The organism is Nonomuraea sp. NPDC049158 (assembly GCF_040648335.1).
In the GTDB taxonomy this organism is placed as follows: domain Bacteria; phylum Actinomycetota; class Actinomycetes; order Streptosporangiales; family Streptosporangiaceae; genus Nonomuraea.
In genome coordinates, this window is record NZ_JBEZDM010000015.1 from 187,479 (window position 1) to 211,480 (window position 24,002).

Sequence of the window (24,002 nt, forward strand, 5' to 3'; positions counted from 1 at the left end):
GCTTGGGGGAGGCCTCGCTGAACGGGACGAAAGGGAAGATCGTCCAGATCGCCGCGGCCGCTCTGCTCGGCGCCGCGCTCGCTCTCGCGGGCGCTCCCCTGGGCCTGTACACCGCACTGGCCTGCGCCGCCGTCGGCGCGGGCTGCCCGGCCAACCTGCCGGCACCCGGCCGGCTCCCGGTCCTGACCCGCCTGTCGCCGGTGCAGGCCGCGCAGAGCGGCACGTACGTGGCGCTCGGCGACTCCTACTCCTCCGGCGAGGGCGTCTACGACCGCGCCGCGCGGCCGATCAACACCGGCGCCGACCGCTGCCACCGCTCGCCCGGCTCGTACGTCCCGCTCGTCGCGGGCGCCCACCGCTTCGGCGGCGGCAGCGCCTTCTGGGCCTGCAGCGGCGCAACCACGCGCCAGCTCTTCTCCGGCCAGTACGGCCAGCAGCCGCAGATGGAACGCGTGGGCGCGGCCGCCAGCCTGGTGACGCTCAGCATCGGCGGCAACGACGCCGGATTCACCAGCGTGCTCACCGGCTGCATCGTCAAGCTGCCCTGGTCCTCGGCGTGCGTCGAGCAGCAGTCGGAGGTGGCCGAGCGGATCGCGGGGCTGCGGCCCAGCATGACCAAGGTGCTGCGGGAGCTCAGGAGCCGGGCGCCGAACGCGCGCATCATCGTGCTCGGCTATCCCCGGCCCTTCCCCGCCGCGCCCCCGGAGGGGGTCGACAACCTGACCGTCCAGGACCAGCGCTGGCTCAACGGCATGACGCGGCAGCTGAACGACGTGGTGGCGCGGGTGGCCGGGGAGTTCGACCGGGAGATCGTGGCGTTCGGTGGGACGGGGAGCGTCGAGTACGTGGACGCCTATGACGCCTTCGCCGGGCACGAGGTGGGACGGCCCGACCCGTACGTGAACGGGCTGGCGCTGAACCTGGACGAGTTCGTCGTCAACAGCCGCAGCTTCCACCCGACGGGCGCCGGCTACCGGCGGTTCGCCGAGCTGATCAACGCCCGGATCGCCGCCGGGCCGGGGCGCCCGATGAACAACTTCCACCTCACGACCCCGAGCACCGGCGACAGCCGCTTCTAAGCCGTCGTTTCCGGTTGGGGGCTCCGGCCGTTGGCCGAGCGTTCCTCGGCCAGGCTCAGGCCCGCCTCGATGACGGCGTTCATGATGGGGACCAGCCGGGCCTCGCCCAGTTCGGGGGCATGCTCGGCCATCCGGGCGACGAGCGCGCGCTCGCGCGCCATGTCGCGGCCCGCGAAGCCGCCTACCGGCTTGAGGGTCTGGACGATCCCGGCGAGCGCGGCGCGGCGCTCCAGCAGCGTGGCCAGCGCCGCGTCCACCCGGTCGATCGCCTGCCTGCACCCGGGCAGCGTGGCGGGCCTCTCGGGACGGACCAGCGCTCCGACGAGCGCCACGGCCTCCTCGGCCAGCCGTACATCGGCCTGCCCGTGCTCTTCCGTCCGGCGGGCGTCACCCGTATCCCCAACGGGGCGGCCCACGATCAGGCCGTCCGCGCCCGCCGCCACCGCCGCCGCCGACAGCCCGGGGTCCGCGCTCACGTCGGCGAGCACCGGACGCCCGGACGCCGCTCGCGCGGCCCGCAGCAGGCCCAGGTCCAGCCGTCCCGTCTCGCACAGGATCACCCGGTCGTCGCACTCCAGGGCGCAGTAGTCGGCCAGCCCCAGCCACTCCTCCAGCGTCGCCGACGCCCGGCGCTCGACCACCACCGGCAGCCCCAGCCCGGCCACGGCCCGCACCAGTGGGATGTCGCGGGTCCACGCCGCCCCGATGACCACGCCGTCGGCCGCCCCGGCGATCGCCGGCAGATCGGCCGCCGAGCCCGGCTCGACCAGCGTCACCCCGTCACGCCGGGCACCCACCCGGTCCCACCCGGTCACCCCGCCAGGTCCGCCGGGCCCGCCCGACCCGCCAGGCGCGTCCATCCCGCCGGGCCCGCGCAGGCTGATCCGGCGGTCGATCACCACGGCCGGACCGTCGCCCACCCGCAGGCCGCCCACGGTCACCACGTGCCGTTCCAAGGTCGATGACATCTCGGCTCCCCACATCGGCCGGCTCCCCTGGAACCGGCAGGAAATCAAAAAGGCAGAGACGATGGCGTCTCTGCCTGTTGCCGACTCCGGGTGGTCGCTAGCCGACCGGCCCTCCCGGAGCCGGCTCGGTAAACGCGTAGCGACAAGTCATGTCTGAACTTTACACCGGCCCTCCACCTGCTGGACTCCCCCTCTCACATAGCGGACTAGCCTTCAGGCGAGTCGCCGTTGATCCCTCGCTATGGGAGTATTTCCTGGCCTAGAGGAGGTTACGAGGCCGTTGATGTCGGATCGCAAGCGGGACGGACGCCGCATCGCCGGTCGTTACCAGCTGCAGGAACCCATCGGCAGGGGTGGCATGGGCATCGTCTGGCGAGCCCATGACGAGCTTCTCGACCGCACTGTCGCGGTCAAGGAGGTCAGATACGCCGCCGCCCTGGGTGACGAGGTGCAGCTGCTGAACCGGCGCACGATGCGTGAGGCGAGGGCAGCGGCCAGGTTCGAGCACCCGAACGTGATCGTCGTACACGACGTGATCGAGGAGGACGGCCGGCCCTGGATCGTCATGCAGCTCGTCCAGTCACGCTCCCTGGGAGCAGTGATCAAGCAGGACGGGCCATTGCCGCCCAAGCGGGTGGCCGAGATCGGCCTGGCCGTACTCGACGCGCTGCATCGCGCGCACGAGTCCGGCGTCCTGCACCGGGATGTCAAGCCGGAGAACGTACTGCTCGCCGATGACGGCCGGGTGGTGCTCACCGACTTCGGCATCGCGACGCTGGAGACGGAGACGCAGCTCACGGTGACGGGGCTGGCGGGCACTCCGGCGTTCATCGCGCCCGAGCGGCTCAAAGGGCTGCCCGCGCGGCGCGAGTCGGACCTGTGGTCGCTCGGGGCGACCCTTTACACGGCGGTGGAAGGCCGCTCGCCACACGAGCGCGGCATGGCCCTCGCGACCATGCACGCCGTACTGACCGACGAACCGGACCCGGCCCCCCACGCCGGGCCGCTCAGCGACGTGATCAGCGGCCTGCTGACCAAGGAGCCGGTGCAGCGCCTCGGCTACGAGGAGACCGGGGAGTTGCTGCGGGCCGTCATCACGCAGCAACGGTCACGGAAGTCCTCGGTGTCCGCGCCCGCGCCGACGGCGGTGATCCCGCCGGCCGTGGACGAGACCCCGACCGACCCCAACCTGCTGGCGGCGGCCGCCGCCACTCCGCCGGAGACCGGCGCACGGCTCACCCCGGCGACCGGCGCGCATTCCGAGGAGGTTGCCCAGTCCACCCGGAACGCCGTCCGGCACGACGGCCGACGGTGGGGCCCGATCGTCGGCGTGATCGTCGCGGTCGTGCTCGTGGCGGGTCTGGGCGGCTATCTCGGCCTGCGCTCGGCCAAGGGCGACCCGGAGGACGGGACGAAGTCCGCGTCCGTCACGTCTCCCGTCAAGGAGTCGGCCAAGCCGCCCGCGGCGACCGCCGACCCGCCGAAGACCACACCGAGCAGCGCGGCTCCATCCGCCACGCCGTCGGTCAGTCCGTCCGCCGCACCGACACCGACGCCGACTCCGAAGCCCACCGAGACGGCCGCCGCGGTGCCCGACGGCTGGAAGATGTACACGAACAAGAAGCTGAAGTTCTCCGTCGCGTTGCCGAAGGGCTGGACGAGGTACCGGCACAGCGGCAACCAGATCGCCTTCCGTGGCAAGGGTGCGGGCAGCAACGCGTTCATCCTGTTCGAGATGACGTCGAGCCCCGGCAAGGACCCCGTCGCGGACTGGAAGAAGCAGGACAAGACCATCGGGCTCGGCGGCTACAAGAAGATCAGCATCAAGGCGGTCGACTACCGCGGCTGGCCGGCCGCGGACTGGGACTTCACCTGGAACACCAACACGGGCCCGACCAGGGTGCGTGACCGTGGCTTCATCGCCAACGGCCGGGGCTACGCGATCTACTGGCACAACCTCAAGAGCAGGTGGAAGAAGGACAAGCACTTCTTCGACACGTTCGCCGCGACCTTCACCCCGGCCAAGTAGGCTTCCCTGCGTGGAAAGGCAGGTCAGCAACCGATATAGGCTCATCGAACCGCTTGGCGAGGGCGGGATGGGCGTGGTATGGCGTGCCTACGACGAGCTGCTCGACCGTACGGTAGCGGTCAAAGAGGTCCGCTACACGGGCATCGGTGAGGACAAGCGGGCCGAGCTCAACCGCAGGACCATCAGGGAGGCCAGGGCGGCGGGCCGCCTCGACCACCCCTCGGTGATCGTCATCCACGACGTCGTCGAGGAGGACGGCCGCCCGTGGATCGTCATGCAGCTGATCCGCTCGCGGTCGCTGGCCGACGTGATCCGCGAGCACGGCCCGCTGCCGATCGCCCAGGTCGCGACGATCGGCGGCCGGGTGCTCGACGCGCTGCGGGCCGCGCACGCGACCGGTGTGCTGCACCGCGACGTGAAGCCCGAGAACGTGCTGCTCGCCGACGACGGCCGGGTGGTGCTCACGGACTTCGGCATCGCCTCCCTGGAGGCCGAGGCCGGTCTGACCGCCACCGGTGGCCTGGTGGGCACGCCCGCCTACATGCCGCCCGAACGCCTCAACGGCGAGCCCGCCCGGCCCGAGTCCGACCTGTGGTCGCTGGGCGCGACGCTGTACGCGGCCGTGGAGGGCGCGCCGCCGTTCAAGCGGGACTCGTGGGCGGCGACGGTCGCGGCGGTGCTGCGTGACCTGCCTGGGCAGCCGGTCAGGGCGGGCGTGCTCGGCCCGGTGATCATGGGCCTGCTGCACCGGGACCCGGCCGCGAGGATGTCCGCCGACGAGGCCGCCCACCTGTTGCGGGCCGCCGCCGCCGAACCCATCGTGTACGGATATGCCGGACATCAGACCCCGCAACCCGGCGGGCCGGTACCAGTCATGCCTGGGTCAGGCGGTTACTCGCCGGGCATGTCCGCCCCGCCAGGGATGACCCCACCCGGCGGGTTCGTGCCCGCGGGGACCATGCCCGTGCGGACCCGTCGGCGCGGGTGGGTCATGGCCGTGCCCGCGGTCGTGATCGCCCTCGCGGCGCTGGGCACGGGCGGCTGGTACGTCATCACCTCCCAACAGCCCCCTACCGGCACGCCCACCCCCGCCCCCAGCGCCACCCCGACCCCCACCTCCGGCGAGACGACGGCGCCGCCCACCCCCACCCGCACCGCCGAACCGTCCGCGACCCCCACCCCGCCGCGCCTGCCCGACGGCTGGCGCCGGCTCGTCAACTCCACCGGGCGCTTCTCGATCGGCCTCCCCGAGGGCTGGCAGGCCAAGAAGAACCCCGACAGGGACAGCGTCACCATCACCGGCCCCGGCACACCGGGCCAGATGATCGTCGAGTGGACCGTCCCCGAGAAGCCCCTGGCCGACCCCGAGCGCCGCTGGGCGGAGCTGGAGAAGGAGATCCAGGCCAAGGGGGAGTTCAAGCGCTACAAGCGGATCGGCATCCGGGCCACGACCTACCTCGGCCGGCCGGCCGCCGACTGGGAGTTCACCAGGCTGCGCGGCGACATGCTGATCCACGTGATCAACCGCGGCTTCCGCACCGCCGACGGCCGCCACTTCGCCCTCTACTGGGACACGGCCGACTCATGGTGGGACCAGGACCGGCACTACTTCGACGAGTTCGTCAAGACATTCAGGCCCCAGTGAACGCCTCAATGAGCGACCCGGTGAACGCCTCAATGAGCGATCCGGTGAACGAGGCGGCGAAGGAGCGGGCGCGCTTCTGGCGCCACCCGGCGCTCCCCCAGCTGGACCTGCTCAAGGCCCGCTACGTCACCCACCGCTTCACCCGGCACGTGCACGACGGCTACGCGATCGGGCTCATCCTCGACGGCGTGGAGGAGTTCGAGTACCGCGGCGACCTGCACCGGGCGGGCGCGGGCGAGGTGGTGCTGGTCAACCCGGAGGCGGCGCACACCGGCCAGGCGGGCACGGCGGACGGCTGGTCGTACCGGATGCTCTACCCCTCGGTGGAGGCGCTCTCAGGGCTCGCGGCCGAGCTCGGCCTGCCGTACGCGACGCCGTACTTCCCCGAGCAGGTGGTGCGGGACCAGGCGGTCGCGGCGCTGCTCGGCCGGGCGCACCTGGCCGCCGAGCGCGGTGACGCGCTGGCCGCCTCGTCGCTGATGCGCGGCTTCTTCGCCCGCCTGCTGATCCGGCACGCCACGCCGCGCCCGTCCGCCGTCCTGCCCGCCGAGGGCGGCCGGGCGGTCGCCGAGGCGCTGGACGTCCTGCATGGGAGCCTGGTGGACCCGCCGTCCCTGGACGATCTCGCGCAGGCCGTCGGGGCGCGGCCGTTCCCGCTGCTGCGCGCGTTCAAGGCCGCGACCGGCCTGCCGCCCCACGCCTACCTGATCTCCATGCGGATCCAGCGGGCCCGCCGGCTCCTGGACTCGGGCGTACGACCGGCGCAGGTGGCCGCCGAGCTGGGCTTCACCGACCAGGCCCACCTGAACCGGCACTTCAAACGCATCGTGGGCGTGCCACCCGCGGCCTACCAACGGTCAGCAGGAACGTACAAGACTGGCGATTCCCGCATCACCTAGCCTCAAGTTTCATGGGACAGACAACACACCGTTCCGCCGCGATACGGGACGGTCTTGGCGTGGGCCTGGCCGTGGGGCTGTCCGGGCTCGCCTTCGGCGCCGCGGCGATCACCGCGGGCCTCAGCGTGGCGCAGGCATGCGTGCTGAGCCTGCTGACGTTCACCGGCGCCTCACAGTTCGCGCTGGCCGGGGCGGTGGGCGCGGGCGGCGACCTGGTGGCGGCCGCCGCGGGCGCGCTGCTGCTGGGCGGCCGCAACACCCTGTACGGGCTGCGCCTGGCCGACCTGCTCCGGGTACGCGGCCCGCGCCGGCTGCTCGCCGCGCACGGCGTGATCGACGAGACCACCGCCGTCACACTCGCCCAGCCCTCGCCCGAGGCGGCGCGCACCGCGTTCACGACCACCTTCGCCAGCCTGTACGTCACCTGGAACCTCACCACGCTGGCCGGCGCGCTCGGCACCTCGTTCCTCGGCGATCCGGGAATGCTGGGGCTGGACGCGGTCGGCCCGGCCACCTTCCTGGCCATCCTGTGGCCGCGCCTGGCGGGCAGCGTCCAGCTCAGGTGGCTGGCGGTGGCCGGCGCGGCGGTCGCGCTCTGCGCCACGCCGTTCTTCCCGCCGGGCGTACCGGTGCTGCTGGCGGCGGTCGTCGTTCTGGCGGTGCTGGTCCGATGACGCTGTGGTGGGCGATCGCGGCCGTGTGCGCCGGGTGTTATGTCCTCAAGCTGGCCGGGCTGGCGGCGCCGCGCCGGGTGCTCGACCACCCACGGGTCCGCCGCTTCGCCGAGCTCGTGCCCGTGGCGCTGCTGGCCGCCCTCATCGCGGTGCAGATGTTCACCGAGCACGGCGAGCTCCACTTCGACGCCGCCCGCACGGCCGGGCTGGGCGCGGCCGTGGTCGCGCTCCTGCTCCGCGCCCCATTCCTGGTGATTCTGGCGACAGCTGCAATAGTGACCGCGCTTGTCCGGGTTTTTATCGGGTAGACGGCGGAGCATGTCCGATTCTGCGCTGCTGGTCGGCGGACGTTACCGACTGATCAGGACCATCGGCCAGGGTGGGATGGGAACCGTCTGGCAGGCCCACGACGAAGTACTAGGCCGAGACGTGGCGGTCAAAGAGATCCATCCCCCTCCTGACCTGACCGACCCCGAGCGAGACGTCTTCTCCGTGCGTACCTTCCGCGAGGCCAGGGCCGCGGGGCGGGTGGCGCATCCCGGCGTCGCCACCGTCTACGACGTGCTCGAAGAGCACGGCCACCCGTGGATCGTCATGCAGCTCATCCACTCGCGCACCCTCGGCGAGCTGGTACGCGAGGACGGCCCGATGGCCCCGGCCGAGGCCGCCGACATCGGGCTGCAGTTACTGGAGGCGCTGCGGGCCGCGCACGCCGCCGGGGTCCTGCACCGCGACGTCAAACCGGACAACGTGCTGCTGACCCCGGACGGCCGGGCGGTGCTCACCGACTTCGGGATCGCCACCACCGAAGGCGAGGCGCCCGTCACCAGGACCGGGGTGCTGCTCGGCACGCCCGCGTTCATGGCGCCGGAGCGGGCGGCCGGCGGTGAGGCCCGGATCGCCTCGGACCTGTGGGCGCTGGGCGCGACGCTGTACTACGCCGTCGAGGGCCAGTCGCCGTTCCAGCGCCCCCACGCGCTGGCCACGCTGGGCGCGGTGCTGCACTCCGAGCCCGCCCCGATGGCCCGCGCGGGCATGCTGGCCCCGGTCATCCTCGGGCTGCTGCGCAAGGACCCGGCCGAGCGGATGGCGCTGGACGAGGCCGAGCAGCGGATCCACCGGCTGCTGATCGGCAGCTCTCCGGAGGAGACCGCGCCGGTGAACCTCCCGGCGCCGCCCACGGTGCCCAAACGGGACCCGATGCCGCAGACGGGCGCGATGATGGGGCTGGGAGCCATGGCCGCGCCCGTCGCGGCGGCGGCGGAACCCGACGCGGACCCGGCGCCATCCGGGAGGCATCGCAAGCCGCCGCTCACCGCGGTCGCGGCCTGCACGCTCGCCCTCGTCGTCCTGACCGCGGGCGCGGCGTGGTGGACGAACCGGCAGTCGCAAGCCCGCCAGCCGGCGACGACGGTCCCGGCCGTGGTGCGGACGACCAGCGTCCGCCCCTCGGGCCCGACCCCCTCGGCGGCGCCCACGCAGACGCAGGCACAGACGCGCGAGCCGACCACCAACCAGAACCAGGTACGGCAGAGCACCCCGCCCTCCACCGACCGGACCGGCGAGCCCACCCCTGCCCCGACCGGCACGCCGACGAAGAAGAAGGAGCCGACCAAGGAGCCGACGAAGAAGGCGACCAAGAAGCCCTCGGCCACACCCACCAAGAAGACCACCAAGACCTCGGCGAAGGCCACCGACGAGCCCACCGACCCCGTCGACGTCCCTCCGGTCGACAACGCGGACTAGGACGCCGTCACGCGCGGGGAAGGTCAGGACTCGTCGCGCACGGTGTCGAGGGCCCGCCGCAGATCATCGGGGTAGTCGGTGGTGAACGTCAGCCACCCGCCCGAGCTCGGGTGCTCGAAGCCGAGCGACACCGCGTGCAGCCACTGCCGGGTGATGCCCAGCCGGGCGGCGAGCGTCGGGTCGGCGCCGTACATCAGGTCGCCCACGCACGGGTGACGCAGCGCGGACATGTGCACCCGGATCTGGTGCGTACGGCCGGTCTCCAGCTTGATGTCCAGCAACGAGGCCGCCCGGAAGGCCTCGATGGTGTCGTAATGGGTGACCGACGGCTTGCCCCCGGCGACCACGGCGAAGCGGCCGTCGCCCGACGGGTGCCGGTCGATGGGCGCGTCGACAGTGCCCCTGAAGGGGTCGGGATGTCCCTGTACGAGCGCGTGGTAGCGCTTGTCGACCGTGCGCTCCTTGAAGGCGCGCTTGAGGTGGGAGTAGGCGTGCTCGCTCTTGGCCACGACCATGGCGCCGGTCGTGTTGGCGTCGAGCCGGTGCACGATGCCCTGCCGTTCGGCCGCGCCGCTGGTGGCGATCGTGTGGCCGGCGCCGAGCAGGCCGCCGATCACGGTCGGGCCGGTCCAGCCGACAGTCGGGTGGGCGGCCACCCCGATCGGCTTGTTGACCACGACGATGTCGTCGTCCTCGTACACGATCGACATGCCGGGCACCGGCTCGGCGACCGGCATGGGCGTGCTGACCGGCGGAGGGAGGGTCACGTCGAGCCAGGCGCCGGCGTGCACCCGGTCGGATTTGGCGGGCGCGTGCCCGTCCACGAGCACCTCGCCCGCGACGATCAGCTCGGCGGCGCGGGTGCGGGAGAAGCCGAACAGGCGGGAGATCGCGGCGTCGAGCCGCTCGCCCTCCAGCCCGTCGGGCACGGGGAGGCTACGCTGGTCAGCCACGCTTGCCGCCCTCCCTGGTGCCGTCGATCTGGTAGCCCCGCCAGGCCAGGATCACCGCGAGGATCCCGCCGCAGACGATCGCCGAGTCGGCCACGTTGAACACCGGGAAGTAGTCGATCACCGGGAAGTGTCCGGGCAGCACCTCGATCCAGTCGACCACGTGCCCCTGGAACTGCACGGACCTGCCGATCCCGGACGGATAGCGCAGCAGCCGGTCGGTCAGGTTACCCAGCGCCCCGCCGAGCAGCAGTCCCAGCGTGATCGCCCACGGCAGGCTGCGCATCTTGCGGGCCGTGCGGAGGATGGCCACCACCACACCCGCCGCGATGAAGGTGAAGATGATGGTCATTCCGGTGCCGATGCTGAAGGCGGCACCGGAATTGAAGATCACCCGGAACTGCAGCACATCCTGGATGACCACCAGGGGCGCCTTGCCCTCGAGTGTCCGCAGGACGAGCGTCTTGGTGATCAGATCGGCCGCGTAGATCACGACCGCCAGCACGACGAGGACCGCGAAAAGGCGGCCGCGCCGCCCCCCTACCGGCGCTCCTCCTTCTGCTTGCAGGCCACGCACAGCGTCGCCCTCGGGAACGCCTGCAGACGTTCCTTGCCGATCGGCTTGTGGCACGATTCGCACACTCCATAGGTCCCTGCGTCGATCCGGGCGATCGCACGTTCGTTCTGCGCGACGAGGTCGCGCGCATTCAGGGTAAGGGCGATCTCGCGTTCGCGCTCATACGTCTTGGCACCCGCGTCGGCCTGGTCGTCACCGGCCCCCTGGGTGACGTCACCCGAGGCGATCTCGGACTCATGGCGAAGAATGTCGGTGTTGAGCTCGTCGATCTCGCTCTGCAGCCGGCCGCGGACGTCGGCGAGCTCCTCCTCAGACCACATCGACGGTGTAGCGGTCTGCGTGACTGGCACCATGGCTACCTCCCCATGCTGGAACAAGGCCGTAAATGGTGCGGGCAGCTTAGGTCCCCCATAACAGAACAGCAAACGACCCGCCGGACGATTTACCTCTCCCGTAATATCCCGCCCCGCTCGTTCAACTCCTCCTCAGAGGCGCCCATTCCCACAACTTTGTCGTGGTTTACGAGTTCACTACCTGCCGAACGCGAACCCGGAAGCTTTGCGGGCCACTCTGCGTTATGGTGTGAAGCTGCAAGGCGTTGATGGGGCCCGTCTGTGACGGACATCACCCCGGAGCCGCCGGAAGAACGGCTCTCCCGAGCTCACTAGACCCGGCCGCAGCCCAAACGAAGAGGGCCTCACCGAGGCCAAGAAGGGTGGTACCGCGGGGCCGCACGGCTTCGTCCCTTCACGCTCACCTGTCAGTCAGTGATCGCGTGGAGGCCCGCCCGAGATGTCTTCCCCTTCTTTCCGCCCTCTTCCCGCGCAGGTCGACCTGCCCGCGCTCGAGCGCGAGGTCCTCGATCGCTGGCGGGACGGGAAGATCTTCGAGCGCTCCGTCGAGCAGAACGACGGCAACCCCTCCTGGACCTTCTACGAGGGCCCGCCCACCGCCAACGGCCTGCCCGGCGTCCACCACGTCGAGGCCCGGGTGTTCAAGGACCTGTTCCCCCGCTACAAGTCGATGCGGGGCTTCAGCGTGCCGCGCAAGGCGGGCTGGGACTGCCACGGCCTGCCCGTCGAGGTCGGCATCGAGCGCGAGCTCGGCCTGACCGGCAAGAAGGACATCGAGGCGTACGGCATCGCGGAGTTCAACGCCAAATGCCGCGAGTCGGTGCTGCGCCACGTCGACGCCTTCGAGCAGATGACCGAGCGGATGGGTTATTGGATCGACCTGTCCACCGCCTACCGGACCATGGACCCGTCCTATATCGAGTCGGTCTGGTGGTCGCTCAAGGTCGTCTTCGACAAGGGCCTGCTGTTCCGCGACTTCCGCATCACCCCCTACTGCCCGCGCTGCGGCACCGGCCTGTCCGACCACGAGCTGGGCCAGCCCGGCGGCTACGAGACCGTCTCCAGCCCGTCGGTCTACGTGCGCATGCCCATCACCTCCGGCCCGCTGAGCGAGCTCGGCGCCGCCCTGCTGGTGTGGACGACGACGCCGTGGACGCTGGTCTCCAACACCGCCGTGGCCGTACACCCCGAGGTGACCTACGTCGCGGCCCGTACGGCGGACGGCGAGGTGCTGGTCGTCGCCGAGCCGCTGCTGTCGGTGCTCGGCGAGGGCGCGACCGAGGTCGCCCGCTTCACCGGCCGCGAGCTGGAGCACACCTCCTACACGCGGCCGTTCGAGCTGGTCGACATCCCCGGCGCCCACTACGTGGTGCTCGGCGACTATGTGACGGTCGAGGACGGCACCGGGCTGGTCCACCAGGCTCCGGCGTTCGGCGCCGACGACCTGGCCGTGACCAAGCGCTACGACATGCCGGTGGTCAACCCGATCGGCCCCGACGGCCGCTTCCTCGACGACGTGCCGATGGTCGGCGGCCAGTTCTTCAAGGACGCCGACGAGGGCCTCACCGAGGACCTGCGGGCCCGCGGCCTGCTGTTCCGCGGCACTCACTTCGAGCACAGCTACCCGCACTGCTGGCGCTGCCACACGGCGCTGCTCTACTACGCGCTCCCCTCCTGGTACATCCGGACCACCTCGGTCAAGGACCAGATGCTGGCCGAGAACGCCAAGACCAACTGGTACCCCGACACCATCAAGTGGGGCCGGTTCGGCGAGTGGCTGCGTAACAACGTCGACTGGTCGCTGTCGCGCTCGCGCTACTGGGGGACCCCGCTGCCGCTGTGGGTCTGCTCCGCCGACGAGTCCCACGTGACGTGCGTCGGGTCGATGGAGGAGCTGGGCACGCTGGCCGGCCGCGACGTGTCCGCGCTCGACCCGCACCGCCCGTACGTCGACGACGTCACCTTCCCCTGCCCGACCTGCTCGGCCGAGGCCCGCCGCGTGCCCGACGTCATCGACGCCTGGTACGATTCCGGGTCCATGCCGTTCGCCCAGTGGGGTGAGCGGGGCAAGCCGGAGGGCCTCTACCCGGCGCAGTTCATCTGCGAGGCCACCGACCAGACGCGTGGCTGGTTCTACTCTCTGATGGCCGTGGGCACGCTGGTGTTCGGTCAGTCCTCCTACGAGAACGTGCTCTGCCTCGGGCTCATCCTGGCCGAGGACGGCCGCAAGATGAGCAAGCACCTGGGCAACATCCTGGAGCCCATGCCGCTGATGGACGAGCACGGCGCCGACGCGCTGCGCTGGTTCATGGCCTGCTCCGGCTCGCCGTGGGCGGCCCGCCGCGTGGGGCACAACGCCCTTGAGGAGATCGTCCGCAAGGTCCTGCTGACGTACTGGAACACGGCGTCCTTCTTCACCCTCTACGCCAACGCCGAGTCGTGGACCCCCGAGCGCCTCGCGCAGGCGACCCCCGCCGCCGAGCGGCCGCTGCTCGACCGCTGGGCGCTGGCCGAGCTGCACCGGACGGTGGCCGAGGTCACGGGCGCGCTGGACGAGTTCGACACCCAGCGGGCCGGGCGCCGGCTGGCCGAGTTCCTGGACGACCTGTCCAACTGGTACGTACGCCGCTCGCGCCGCCGCTTCTGGCAGGGGTCGGCGGACGCGTTCGCGACGCTGTACGAGTGCCTGGAGACGGTCACGCGGCTGATGGCGCCCATCGCGCCGTTCGTCACCGACTATTTGTGGGACGTGCTGCGCGGCGAGAGCGCGCCCTCCTCCGTACACCTGACCTCATGGCCCGCCGTACGCGACGACCTGCTCGACCCCACGCTGTCGGAGCGGATGGCACTGGTACGACGGCTGGTGGAGCTGGGCCGCTCGGCCCGCGCCTCCTCCGGTGTCAAGACCCGGCAGCCGCTCGGCCGGGCCCTGGTCGGGGCGCACGGCTGGCCCTCGCTCCCGTCCGAACTGCGGGACCTGATCGCCGACGAGCTGAACGTCCAGGCTCTGGAGGACATGTCCGGCTTCAGCGCCGATCTCGTGTCCTACACCGTCAAGCCCAACTTCCGGGCCCTCGGCAAGCGGTTCGGCTCGCAGACCAAGCTGGTGGCGGCGGCCGTCGGCGCGGCGGAGGCCGCCTCCCTGGCGCCCACCCTCCGCTCCGGCGCCTCTGTCACGGTGGACGTACCGGAGCTCGGAGCGGTGTCGCTCGGCCCCGACGACGTGATCGTCACCGAGCAGCCGCGCTCGGGCTGGGCCGTCGAGACCGGCGCCATCGACACGGGCACCGGCGAGACGGTGGCGCTCGACCTGGAACTGACGGACGAGCTGCGCCGGGCCGGACTGCTGCGCGAGGTCATCCGCCTGGTCCAGGAGGCCCGCAAGTCGACGGGCCTGGCCATCACGGACCGGATCTCCCTGTGGTGGTCGTCCTCCGACCCGGACCTGGCCCAGGCGCTGCGGTCGGGGTGGCAGGCGGTGGCGGAGGAAGTCCTCGCCACGACCGTCACGGAGGGGACGGAGGACGGGCTGCCGTCGCACTCGGAGCCGGACCTGGGGCTGACGTTCCAGCTGCGCCGCGCCTGACGAGCCGTTAGGGGTGGGACGTGTCACTTGGACGCGTCCCACTCGGCTGACCGGCCGCGCGCCTGGACGCCTCACACGCCGCTTCGCGCCTGGCCCCGATCGGGCCCGCTCGGCTGACGGCTCACCCGAGGCCAAGGCTCGGATCGAGGCCGGTCAGGTCAGTGCTGATGGTCCACACGCGCGCCGCGAGATCGGCGTCGGCCAGCTGGCCTCGCAGGGGTTCGAGAGTGGGCACGCCGCGGATCCCGAACACCCGGGGCCCCCACAGCTGGCCGCCGCGCACGTCCGGGTCGAGCACGGCCCGGACGGCGGACCAGGCGGCGGCCTCCTTGCCCTGGAGGAGGAGGCCGGCCGGCAGACCACGCAGCCGTTCACCGGTGGTCCTTAGGTGCACCGGCGGGCGTGACGGGGTGAGGGAGTCGAGCGCGCCGCCGGGGTGGGTGAGCACGCTCAACGTCGTACTGCCGGCGGCACGCAGGCGGCGGTCGAGTTCGAGACCGAAGAGCATCTGCGCGAGCTTCGATCGCGCGTATGTGCGCTTCGGCCGGTAATCGCGCGTGCTCTGGAGATCGTCGAGATCCAGACTCTCGGACTTGGCCGTGAAACTGCCGGTGGTGACCACCCGGCTCGCGGACGCGGCCGCCAGCAGCGGCGCCAGCCACGAGATCAGCGCGAAGTGCCCCAGATGATTGGTGGCGAACATCAGCTCGTGGCCGTCCTTGGTCTCGCGCCGTGGCGGCTGGTCGATCAGAACTCCGGCGTTGCAGACGACCGCGTCCAGGCTCACCAGCCTCAGCGCGTCCACGGAGGCTTTGATCGAGGGGAGATCGGCGAGGTCCAGGCGGATGTGACGGACGCGCGCCCCGGGGACACGGGCGCGGATCGAGACCTGAGCCGCTTCAGCCTTGGCGGTGTCCCGGCTGCCGAGGATGACGGTGGCACCGGTGCCGGCGAGTTGCTCCGCGACGAAGTATCCGATGCCCGCGTTGCCACCGGTGACCAGGAAGTACTTACCCTCGGCGGGCGGCAGGCGTCGCACGTCCCAGGGGGCTGGGCTGTGGAGGGAGGTCATGTCCCGGCTCCTTGACGTTGAGAGGTCATTCGCGTCGGCCGCACGAGCACGGCCAGACGCATACTGACTAAGAAACTATAATCACTATAGTTTCAGATGCATTCTAGTCTTGGGATACGATGGAGGCATGGCGACGACGATGGGGCGCCGCGAGCGCAAGAAGGCACAGACCCGCCGGGCGTTGTCGGACACGGCGTTGCGGCTGTTCTCCGAGCACGGCTACGACGGCGTCACCGTCGCTCAGATCGCCGACGAGGCGGACGTCTCCATCGCCACCCTGTTCGCGCACGTACCGGACGGCAAGGAAGCGCTGATCTTCGACGACGGCGCCGACCGGCAGGTGTGGCTGGTCGCCGCGATCCGCGACCGCCCCTCGGGCCAGTCAGTCCTGGAAGCCCTGCGCCGCTGCCTGGCCGGCCGGGGCCCCTTCACCGACGATCTCCCGCCCGACCTTCGGCGCAAACGCGACCTGATCGTGGGCACGCCCGCCCTGCGCGAATACTCACGCAAGCTCTGGATAGCGGGCGAGGGCGCCCTGGCCGCGGCGATCGCCACGGAGAGCGGACGCGACCCCGCCGACATGACCGTCCGCGCCCTCGCCCGCTACGTCCTGGAGATCCCCGAACTGGCGGGCACGGAAGCAGACCCTTTGGCCGCGATGAACGCCATCTTCGACCTCCTCGAATCCGGCTGGCCCGACCCACCCATGAACGCCTGACCGACCCCAACCCGGCCGCGCCCTACCCGGCCCGCTCGGCCCGGCCGCGCCCTACCCCGGCCCGCCCGACCCGGACCGCTCGCTCTGCCGCTCGACCCAGGCGACCTCTACCTGGGCCGATGAACCAACGTCGAGGCTTACGCCCAGGCTCGCCTAGCCGGCGGACTCGCGGTCGTCCTGGCAGACCGAGCAGCTCGTCAAGCCTGCCGACTCGGCCTGCGAGATCGTCATGGTCTCCACACCCGTGTCACCCGCGCCCCGGATGAGGGGGCAGGCGGTGCTGTGGAAGCGGCGGGTGCCGACGATGACCTTCACCGTGGCCGACCGCCCGCTCTTTCTCGCGCCTTCGCTGTCGGGCTTGCCGCCTTTGGCGCTCGCCTCTTTGGCGGGGTCGGCGTCTCCCCCGCCAGGGGACTCCTTAGCGGACGCGGCACTGCCCGGCTTGGCGGACGCCCCACTGCCCGGCTTAGTGGACGAGCCACTGTCTGGCTTAGTGGACGAGCCACTGCCTGGTCTGGCGGACGCGATGCTGTCCGGCTTCGTGGACGCGCCACCGTCCGGCTTGGCGGACGCGGCACCATCCGGCTTCGTGGACGCGGCGCTGCCCGGCTTGGGCGGCGTGGGCCCGGATGCGGGCTCGGGCGCTTTGGCCGCTGCCTTGGCACTCTCGGCCGCCTTGGCGCTCTCCGCGGGTCTGCTCGCCGCAGGGGCCGCACCGGCAGCGGGTCTCCCGCTGTCCGGGCGCGACCCGCTCGTGGACCCGGCGCCCTCTGTCTTGGACGTCGCCCCGGAAGCGCCTCCAGGCTGCACCGGCATGATCACGGTCCCGCCCACCGACTCGGACCGCTCACCCCTGGCTCCGGACGCCTCTCCCTTGGATCCCGACGTCTCTCCCTTGGTTCCGGACGTTCCCCCTCCGGATCCAGGGCGCTCGGGCTTGGCCACCTGCGACGCCGACCCGGGCCTGCCAGGCTTGGCGCCGGAATCCGGCGTACCACCGCCGGACCCACTCACCGCACCAGACCCAGCGGACCCGCTACCAGATCCAGCAGACCCGCCAGCCCCACCAGACTCGGGCCGCCCCGGCTTACCGGACGCGGTCGGCCCCGTAGGCAGGGGGCCCTTGGGCTTGGCCGCGGACTCGGCCGACGAGGCGGGGCGCTCGGGCGCCACGGCCGGACGCTCAGGCCGGTCCGACGACGGGCTCCAACCGGCCTTGCCGGGTGCGGGACGCTGCGGCGCGGGATCTCCCGCCTGTACGGCACGCTGAGGCGCCGTCGCGGGCCCGGGGTCGTCAAGGTCCGGCGCGGCACCACGGTCCTGAGTACGGCCGCTTCCGGACGGGCCGGACGCCGACTGACCGGACCCAGGCCTCCCCGGCGACGACTCACCGGACCCAGACCTGCCCGACGACGACTGACCAGATCCGGGCCTGCCGGACGCTGGCTGACCGCTCCCAGGTCGGCCGGAGGACGGCTGCCCGGAGGACGGCATGGTGGTGATGTACGGGGCCAGCCTCGGGCCGGCGGAAGGGTCGGACGACGGGGGTTCCGTGCGGTCCTTGCCGGGCCCTGCAGCGGCCGGCTTCGTCGTAGCGCTGGACGACGGGGCGGGCTCCGCGGGGCGGGCGAACCAGCCGGTCGGCTCGGCCGGAGCGTCGGCCGGGTCCGGGGCGGGGGTGGAGGCCTTCGAGTCGGGCTTCGGCTTCGCCGGGCCGGCGGACACCGGGGGGCGCAGGTCGCGTGTGGCGCCGGGCGCCTCGGCCCGGAGGTCCGCGGGGACCTTGGGAGTCTGCGGAGGCTCGGGGCCACGCTTGGGAGCCGACGAAGGGCCGGAACCAGGCTTGGGAGCCGAGGAAGGCGCGGAACCAGGCTTGGAACCGCCGACCGGCGCGGGGCCCATCGCGGACACGGAGCCGGTAACCGGGCCGGAGGTGGACGCGACGCCGGTAGCAGAGCCGGGGCCGGAAGCGGCGCCAGGCAAGGGGGTGACGGCGGGCTCAACGCCGCCGGGCTTGGAGGTGGCAGCGGACTCGGGGCCGGCGGCAGGCGGCAGCTGCCGTCCGCCGAGCGCTGCATCCGGCAGGCACGCCGTACAGGGCGTGAAGCCCTCCTCGCGCGCCTCCTCGTACGTGAGCTCCTCTTGATCCCGTCCGATCAGCTGGCGGCAACCCGGGACGTGATAGCGCTTGCGTCCGGGGATCACCAGGACGAGCGCGTCCGGGGAGATCCCGCGCACCGCGGGACGGCGTTGCGCCGGCGCGGTGGCCGTCTGCTGGAGCGTCTGTGGACGCGGCGACGGCGGCGCTCCCATCGGGGCCCCCAGGGGACCCTGCTGGGTCTGGCCATGCGGCAGGCCGGCAGGCGCGTGCCCCACCGGCGGGGTGGCCGGCGCAGCGGCCCGCCCACCACCGGGAAACAGCTCGTGACGCCGCAGCAGCGCCCCGATCACCAGGAACAGCGCGGACAGCACGCTGACCACGATGGACCACATGATCAGGAACGGCTTTGCCAGAACGAAGCCCGCGATCAGCAAGACAACCGCCGCGAGCACCAAACCAGCACTGATTAGGATCACAAAGGGCTCTTTCGAGTGACGGGTCCTTGATGACCCGCTACTTTACCGGCGGTCGTTGTGCGGACCGTCACCGCCGGGGAAAGCGCCCTGCGGGGATTCACCGCCGAAGGGGTTGGGACCACCGGGGAGAGGCTGCTGACCACCCTGAGGCACCGCGTGCGACATGGCCGGAGCCGCCGCCGAGGGACCGCCGCCGGTCATGACCGGGAAGCCACCGCTGCCTTCCGCGGAGACGTTCAGCTCGGCGAGCTGGTTCTCCAGGTAGAGCTTGAGGCGGCTGCGGTATTCGCGTTCGAAGCTGCGCAGCTCCTCGACCTTGCGCTCCAGCTCGTCACGGGTCTGGACGAGGGAACCCATGGCCTGGCGGTGACGCTCCTGCGCGTCGCGCTCGAGCGTCTCGGCGCGGGCACGGGCGTCGCCGATGACCTGCTCGGCCTGGCGGCGAGCCTTGGTGAGGATCTCGTCGGCCTCGCGGCGGGCGCGGGTGACCGTCTCGTCCGCCTCGCGGCGGGCGTCGGAGATCGCCTGGTCGGCGGTCTGCTGGGCCAGCGCGAGCACGCGGGCCGCGGTGTCCATGTTGTCCTCGGCCGGAGGCATGTTCATGACGGGGACCGGCTGAGGCTGCTGCTGCGGCTCGGGAACCTTCATCGGCTCCGGCTGCGGCGGCATCATCATCTCGGGCTTCGGCTGCTCCTGCACCGGAGCGGAGGCCATGGGCATGCTCATGCCCCCGGGCACCTTACCGCGCAGGCACTCGGCCAGCTTGGCGCGGAGCTCCTCGTTCTCTTGGATCAGGCGGTCGAGCTCAGCCTCGACTTCGTCGAGGAAGGCGTCGACCTCTTCTTCGTCGTAGCCCGGCCGTAGCCGAGTGGTACTGAACTGCTTGTTCCGCACATCAGCGGGCGTCAGCGGCATCTTTTGGTCTCCTTGGCGCGCTTGGAGTCTGTCCGGAGGGACGGTTAACCCGAATCACTTCAGCGCGGACACGAGTTGGATCACGACCGGTGCCTCACGGCCCGTGTCACCGCGTGCCCAGCAATCCGGCGAACTGGATCAAGAGCAGGACGATGATGAAGAGGACTGTGAAGCTTAGGTCAAAGGCCACCGTACCCAACCGGAGCGGGGGAATGAAACGGCGGAGGAACTTGAGAGGTGGGTCGGTTGCGGTATAGGTGGCCTCGGCAAGCACGAGCACGACGCCCGAGGGGCGCCACTGACGGGCGAACGCCTGGACCGTCTCAAAGATCATCCTGCCGATGAGCAGCACCAAGTACAGAGACAGGACAACGACCAAGATCTGGCTTACGATCCCCACGGTCTGGCCGCGCCTCCACTTCCGATGTGCCCGCCGAGCCTCGGTGAGGCCTGGTTGGGTGCGATAGACATACAGAGACTCTAACTCTGGTTGAAGAACCCGCGTTCCGCGATTCGAGCCTTGTCCTCGGCGGTCACCTCGACATTGGCTGGGGACAACAGGAACACCTTGTTGGTAACACGTTCAATGCTGCCATGTAGGCCAAAGACCAGACCTGCCGCGAAATCGACCAGGCGTTTTGCGTCGCTGTCAACCATCTCGGTCAGGTTCATGATGACCGGGGTGCCGTCGCGGAAGTGCTCGCCGATCGTCCGGGCCTCATTGTAGGTCCGCGGATGGAGGGTGGTGATGCGCGCCAGATCGGTCGTACGGCGCTCCAGGACGGTCGTGGATGGCCTCGGCGCGGGGACCCCGGAGTCTGCCTCGTCGTCGCGTTCCTGGACCGCTACGGCCCGCTCCTCGCCGGTCCGCGGGGGCTCGTCCTCGTAGGCGTACTCGTCGGGGTAGGTCTCATACCTCTCGTAGCGGTCGTCCTCCACGAGACCGAGGTAGACCGCCATCTTGCGCATCGCGCCGGCCATCGCTACGTCGTCCTCCTGCTCATGGTCGCACTCGCTCGGGCCTGTCGCCGGGTCCGAGGCGGCAGCCGTACCCCCTTGGAGCTCACCGCTGATCGACCTCTACTTGTGGTGGTGGGCCTGTAAGACCCACTTGACGGGACATTACCTGACGAAGAGCTTGCGACGACCGAGCAACGCCGTACCGACCCGAACGTGTGTCGCGCCGTGCGCGACGGCCGCGCCGAGGTCATCGCTCATGCCCGCCGAGAGCATCGTGGCACGGGGGTGGCGCTCCCGTACGGCGGCGGCCAACTCTCGCAGCCGGGCGAACGCCTTGCCCGGGTCCTCCCCCAGCGGCGCCACGGCCATCACCCCGCCCAGCCACAGGTGCGCGGCCGCGGCGATCAGGTCGGCGATCTCCGGTACGTCGGCGGGCCTGGCACCGCCCCTGGCCGGGTCGTCGTCGAGCGCCACCTGCACGAGGCAGCCGACCTGGCGCCCCTGCTTCTCGGCCTCCCGGCTGATCACCTCGACCAGCCTGGGCCGGTCCACGGAGTGGATCACGTCGGCGTAGGAGACCACTGAACGGACCTTGTTGGTCTGCAACTGGCCGACGAAGTGCCAGGTCAGCGGGAGCTCCTGGCATTCGCGCGCCTTGGCGGCGGCCTCCTGGTCGCGGTTCTCGCCGACCTCGCGGACGCCGAGCTCGCACAGCAGGCGGACGTCGGAGGCGGGGTAGGTCTTGGTCACGGCGATCAGGGTCACCTCGCTCCGATCGCGCCCGGCCGCCCGGCACGCCTCGGAGATCCGCTTCTCCACCTCCGCCAGCCCCGCCGCGATCTCGTCCCGCCGCGTCCGGTCGGCCACGTCCCGCCGCGCCGGGTCTGTTTCGTCGCGCCCCGCCCGGTCGTTCTCATCGCGCCGTGTCCGGTCGGTTTCGTCCGTACTCACGCTCACGTCCACCTCTTCGCTCCGCTCGGGTATCTCTATGCCGCAGGGCGCGCCTCCCATGTGGTGCGGCACTGTTTTTCTGGTACGGCAAGCCCGGTGGGCCCCACCCGCCGCACGGGGCCGGGGGCCTCCAGGAAGACGGCCGCTGATCCCGCACGGGGCCGGCCGCCGTGACGAGGCACGTGAGTCCGGTCACCCCGGCGCTACGCGAATCCGGCCACCCCTGGCTCAGCGCGAGTCCGGCCACCCCGGGCTCAGCGCGAGTCCGGCCACCCCGGCCGCCGGATTCCGGTCACCCGCGCTCCACGTGAGGACGGCACCCTGCTGCGCGCCAAGGCGACCCCGGCCACCTGGCTCCAACCACCCCGGCTCCACGCGACTCCGATCACTCCCGCCACGTGGCTCCGATCACCCCCGGCCAGGTGAATCAGATCACCCGGCCGCAAGAACCGGCCCCGAACGCGGCTGCGCCGCTCCATTCCCCCGGTGAAGGACCGTCGAGGCCCGGTGAGGAAGGAGCGGCGGAGAGTCGGGCTACTTGAGGAAGTCGGGGACGTCGAGTTCCTCCTCCTGCTCCTCGAAAACCACCGGACGGCGTTTGGCGGGCTCCGACATGCGGGAGGTGATGGGCGTGGGCGGATTGGCGGGCTCGGGCGTGGGCCGCGGGATCGAGACGGGGCCGGAGGGCTCGTCGGCGATCGGCTCGTGGGCCGCCGGCTCGGGCGCGCTCTCCACCGGACGCACCGGCTCGGGCCGATGGTCGGAGCGGAAGTCGGACCGCTGGTCCGGCCGCGGCGGTTCGGGACGGAGGTCGGCGCGCGGCTCGGGCAGGGGCTCGGGGCGAGGCTCGGGCCTGAAGTCGGAGCGCGGCTCGGGGCGAGGCTCGGGCCTGAAGTCGGAGCGCGGCTCGGGGCGAGGCTCGGGCCTGAAGTCGGAGCGCGGCTCGGGACGCAGCTCAGGCCGCTGGTCGAAACGCTGCGGCGCGGGCTCGGCCTTCACGCTGGGCGCCGAGACGCTGGGGCGTACCGGCGACGACACGGGCGGAGCCGTGGGCGCGGCGGCGGGGCGGCTCTGCGGGCGCGGGAGCGGCTTCTCCGCCGGTGGCGGCACATCGTCGAACCCGGCGGCGATCACCGTGACGCGGACCTCGTCGCCGAGCGCGTCGTCGATGACCGTACCGAAGATGATGTTGGCGTCGAGCGCGGCCGCCATCGACACGAGCTGGGCGGCCTCGTTGATCTCGAACAGGCCGAGGTCGGAGCCGCCGGCGATCGACAGCAGCACGCCGTGGGCGCCGTCGATGCTGGCCTCCAGCAGCGGGCTGGAGACCGCCATCTCGGCCGCGGCGACCGAGCGGTCGTCACCGCGCGCGTGGCCGATGCCCATCAGCGCCGAACCGGCGCCGGACATGACCGACTTGACATCGGCGAAGTCGAGGTTGATCAGGCCAGGCGTGGTGATCAGATCGGTGATGCCCTGCACACCGGACAGCAGCACCTGGTCGGCCGCCTTGAACGCGTCGAGCACGCTCACCTGCCGGTCGGAGATCGACAGCAGCCGGTCATTGGGGATCACGATCAGCGTGTCGACCTCGTCGCGCAGGGTCTCGATGCCGGCCTCGGCCTGCGAGGCCCTGCGGCGGCCCTCGAAGCTGAACGGCCGGGTCACGACACCGATCGTGAGCGCGCCGAGCGATCGGGCGATGTTCGCCACGACGGGGGCGCCGCCAGTGCCGGTGCCGCCTCCCTCGCCCGCGGTCACGAAGACCATGTCGGCCCCCTTGAGGACCTCCTCGATCTCCTCGCGATGGTCTTCGGCCGCCTTGCGCCCCACATCGGGGTTGGCGCCGGCGCCCAGCCCGCGGGTGAGCTCGCGGCCCACGTCGAGTTTGACGTCGGCGTCACTCATCAGCAGCGCCTGGGCGTCGGTGTTTATCGCGATGAACTCGACGCCCTTGAGTCCCTCCTCGATCATCCGGTTGACGGCGTTCACTCCGCCGCCGCCAATGCCGACGACCTTGATGACCGCGAGGTAGTTCTGCGGTGCTGCCACGACGAGGGGCCTTTCCGCTCGTTGACTTGCCATTTCGGTGCGGATCGTCTCCGCGTTCTCTGCTTCGTTAACTCTCAACCTCAAGTTGAGATTCAGATTTATGTCAACCTGAGGATTGATACGGACAGTAGGAGTTACGCTCCGGGCGGGTCAACTAACCGCGCCGCAAGCACGTCCGGCGTGTCGCGGGCTGTCCGTTTCGCTCCGTCGTCCCGCCAGGTCGGAACCCTCCTCTGCCACGCGCCGTGTTA

General features: G+C 71.3%; 20 protein-coding genes. 9 read left to right on the forward strand and 11 right to left on the reverse strand.

What is annotated here, in order from left to right:
• The first annotated feature begins 2 nt into the window (after positions 1–2).
• On the forward strand, positions 3–1,079 hold the full coding sequence (locus tag AB0B61_RS30515) for an SGNH/GDSL hydrolase family protein (RefSeq protein ID WP_358438909.1): 1,077 nt from the start codon (positions 3–5) through the stop codon (positions 1,077–1,079).
• Here AB0B61_RS30515 and AB0B61_RS30520 read toward each other — a convergent pair.
• Entirely contained in the window at positions 1,076–1,393 is a 318-nt protein-coding gene (locus AB0B61_RS30520; protein WP_358438987.1) for a chorismate mutase, read from the reverse strand. The two genes, AB0B61_RS30515 and AB0B61_RS30520, sit on opposite strands and share 4 nt — an antisense overlap.
• A 937-nt stretch (positions 1,394–2,330) precedes the next feature.
• On the opposite strand from AB0B61_RS30520, the gene AB0B61_RS30525 reads away from it, so the two are divergent.
• From AB0B61_RS30525 to AB0B61_RS30550, 6 genes are read left to right on the forward strand one after another with little or no spacing between them, the layout of a single operon-like run.
• The gene (locus AB0B61_RS30525) at positions 2,331–4,076 is read left to right on the forward strand and encodes a serine/threonine-protein kinase (RefSeq protein ID WP_358438912.1); all 1,746 of its coding nucleotides are present in this window, start codon (positions 2,331–2,333) and stop codon (positions 4,074–4,076) included.
• Positions 4,077–4,086: 10 nt separating this feature from the next.
• The gene (locus AB0B61_RS30530; protein WP_358438915.1) at positions 4,087–5,721 is read left to right on the forward strand and encodes a serine/threonine-protein kinase; all 1,635 of its coding nucleotides are present in this window, start codon (positions 4,087–4,089) and stop codon (positions 5,719–5,721) included.
• 20 nt (positions 5,722–5,741) lie between these two features.
• A complete protein-coding gene (locus AB0B61_RS30535; protein WP_358438918.1) occupies positions 5,742–6,620 on the forward strand; it encodes an AraC family transcriptional regulator in 879 nt (292 codons plus the stop codon).
• 11 nt (positions 6,621–6,631) lie between these two features.
• A complete protein-coding gene (locus AB0B61_RS30540; protein WP_358438921.1) occupies positions 6,632–7,294 on the forward strand; it encodes an AzlC family ABC transporter permease in 663 nt (220 codons plus the stop codon).
• Positions 7,291–7,602 (forward strand): AzlD domain-containing protein, encoded by a 312-nt coding sequence (locus AB0B61_RS30545; RefSeq protein WP_358438924.1) that lies wholly within the window; start codon positions 7,291–7,293, stop codon positions 7,600–7,602. Before AB0B61_RS30540 ends, AB0B61_RS30545 begins: the two co-directional genes overlap by 4 nt.
• 10 nt (positions 7,603–7,612) lie before the next feature.
• Positions 7,613–9,040, forward strand: a complete 1,428-nt coding sequence (locus tag AB0B61_RS30550) for a protein kinase (RefSeq protein ID WP_358438927.1) — start codon at positions 7,613–7,615, stop codon at positions 9,038–9,040.
• A gap of 23 nt (positions 9,041–9,063) precedes the next feature.
• On the opposite strand, the gene AB0B61_RS30555 is transcribed toward AB0B61_RS30550, so the two are convergent.
• From AB0B61_RS30555 to AB0B61_RS30565, 3 genes are read right to left on the reverse strand one after another with little or no spacing between them, the layout of a single operon-like run.
• Positions 9,064–9,993, reverse strand: coding sequence for an RluA family pseudouridine synthase (locus AB0B61_RS30555; protein ID WP_358438930.1), 930 nt, complete (start codon positions 9,991–9,993; stop codon positions 9,064–9,066).
• Complete coding sequence (lspA, locus tag AB0B61_RS30560; protein WP_358438990.1) at positions 9,986–10,558, reverse strand: signal peptidase II; 573 nt, start codon at positions 10,556–10,558, stop codon at positions 9,986–9,988. The genes AB0B61_RS30555 and lspA overlap by 8 nt, the downstream gene beginning before the upstream one ends.
• Positions 10,531–10,920 (reverse strand): TraR/DksA C4-type zinc finger protein, encoded by a 390-nt coding sequence (locus AB0B61_RS30565; protein WP_358438932.1) that lies wholly within the window; start codon positions 10,918–10,920, stop codon positions 10,531–10,533. The genes lspA and AB0B61_RS30565 overlap by 28 nt, the downstream gene beginning before the upstream one ends.
• A gap of 439 nt (positions 10,921–11,359) precedes the next feature.
• Between AB0B61_RS30565 and ileS the strand changes: the two genes are divergently transcribed.
• Positions 11,360–14,506: an isoleucine--tRNA ligase gene (ileS, locus tag AB0B61_RS30570; RefSeq protein WP_358438935.1), complete on the forward strand. Its 3,147-nt coding sequence runs from the start codon at positions 11,360–11,362 to the stop codon at positions 14,504–14,506.
• 121 nt (positions 14,507–14,627) lie between these two features.
• On the opposite strand, the gene AB0B61_RS30575 is transcribed toward ileS, so the two are convergent.
• Entirely contained in the window at positions 14,628–15,578 is a 951-nt protein-coding gene (locus AB0B61_RS30575; RefSeq protein WP_358438938.1) for an SDR family NAD(P)-dependent oxidoreductase, read from the reverse strand.
• Between the two features lie 127 nt (positions 15,579–15,705).
• Here AB0B61_RS30575 and AB0B61_RS30580 point away from each other — a divergent pair, with 127 nt between their 5' ends.
• Positions 15,706–16,296, forward strand: a complete 591-nt coding sequence (locus tag AB0B61_RS30580) for a TetR family transcriptional regulator (RefSeq protein WP_358438941.1) — start codon at positions 15,706–15,708, stop codon at positions 16,294–16,296.
• 153 nt (positions 16,297–16,449) lie between these two features.
• Here the strand turns inward: AB0B61_RS30580 and AB0B61_RS30585 are convergent, their stop codons facing one another.
• From AB0B61_RS30585 to ftsZ, 6 genes are all read right to left on the reverse strand, one after another.
• On the reverse strand, positions 16,450–18,873 hold the full coding sequence (locus AB0B61_RS30585; RefSeq protein ID WP_358438943.1) for a hypothetical protein: 2,424 nt from the start codon (positions 18,871–18,873) through the stop codon (positions 16,450–16,452).
• A gap of 42 nt (positions 18,874–18,915) precedes the next feature.
• Positions 18,916–19,788, reverse strand: a complete 873-nt coding sequence (locus AB0B61_RS30590; protein ID WP_358438946.1) for a DivIVA domain-containing protein — start codon at positions 19,786–19,788, stop codon at positions 18,916–18,918.
• Between the two features lie 106 nt (positions 19,789–19,894).
• Positions 19,895–20,188, reverse strand: coding sequence for a YggT family protein (locus AB0B61_RS30595; protein WP_358438949.1), 294 nt, complete (start codon positions 20,186–20,188; stop codon positions 19,895–19,897).
• A gap of 80 nt (positions 20,189–20,268) precedes the next feature.
• Positions 20,269–20,769: a cell division protein SepF gene (gene sepF / locus AB0B61_RS30600; RefSeq protein WP_225291780.1), complete on the reverse strand. Its 501-nt coding sequence runs from the start codon at positions 20,767–20,769 to the stop codon at positions 20,269–20,271.
• Between the two features lie 141 nt (positions 20,770–20,910).
• Complete coding sequence (locus AB0B61_RS30605) at positions 20,911–21,615, reverse strand: YggS family pyridoxal phosphate-dependent enzyme (protein ID WP_358438993.1); 705 nt, start codon at positions 21,613–21,615, stop codon at positions 20,911–20,913.
• Between the two features lie 618 nt (positions 21,616–22,233).
• Complete coding sequence (ftsZ, locus tag AB0B61_RS30610; protein ID WP_358438951.1) at positions 22,234–23,751, reverse strand: cell division protein FtsZ; 1,518 nt, start codon at positions 23,749–23,751, stop codon at positions 22,234–22,236.
• Between the last annotated feature and the right edge of the window lie 251 nt (positions 23,752–24,002).

Coding starts and splice junctions, on each gene's coding strand:
- sepF (WP_225291780.1), bottom strand. CDS start 20,769: ATGGCCGGCGCGATGCGCAAGATGGCGGTCTACCTCGGTCTCGTGGAG.
- AB0B61_RS30575 (WP_358438938.1), bottom strand. CDS start 15,578: ATGACCTCCCTCCACAGCCCAGCCCCCTGGGACGTGCGACGCCTGCCG.
- AB0B61_RS30525 (WP_358438912.1), top strand. CDS start 2,331: ATGTCGGATCGCAAGCGGGACGGACGCCGCATCGCCGGTCGTTACCAG.
- AB0B61_RS30545 (WP_358438924.1), top strand. CDS start 7,291: ATGACGCTGTGGTGGGCGATCGCGGCCGTGTGCGCCGGGTGTTATGTC.
- AB0B61_RS30565 (WP_358438932.1), bottom strand. CDS start 10,920: ATGGTGCCAGTCACGCAGACCGCTACACCGTCGATGTGGTCTGAGGAG.
- AB0B61_RS30590 (WP_358438946.1), bottom strand. CDS start 19,788: ATGCCGCTGACGCCCGCTGATGTGCGGAACAAGCAGTTCAGTACCACT.
- AB0B61_RS30550 (WP_358438927.1), top strand. CDS start 7,613: ATGTCCGATTCTGCGCTGCTGGTCGGCGGACGTTACCGACTGATCAGG.
- AB0B61_RS30580 (WP_358438941.1), top strand. CDS start 15,706: ATGGCGACGACGATGGGGCGCCGCGAGCGCAAGAAGGCACAGACCCGC.
- AB0B61_RS30540 (WP_358438921.1), top strand. CDS start 6,632: ATGGGACAGACAACACACCGTTCCGCCGCGATACGGGACGGTCTTGGC.
- ileS (WP_358438935.1), top strand. CDS start 11,360: ATGTCTTCCCCTTCTTTCCGCCCTCTTCCCGCGCAGGTCGACCTGCCC.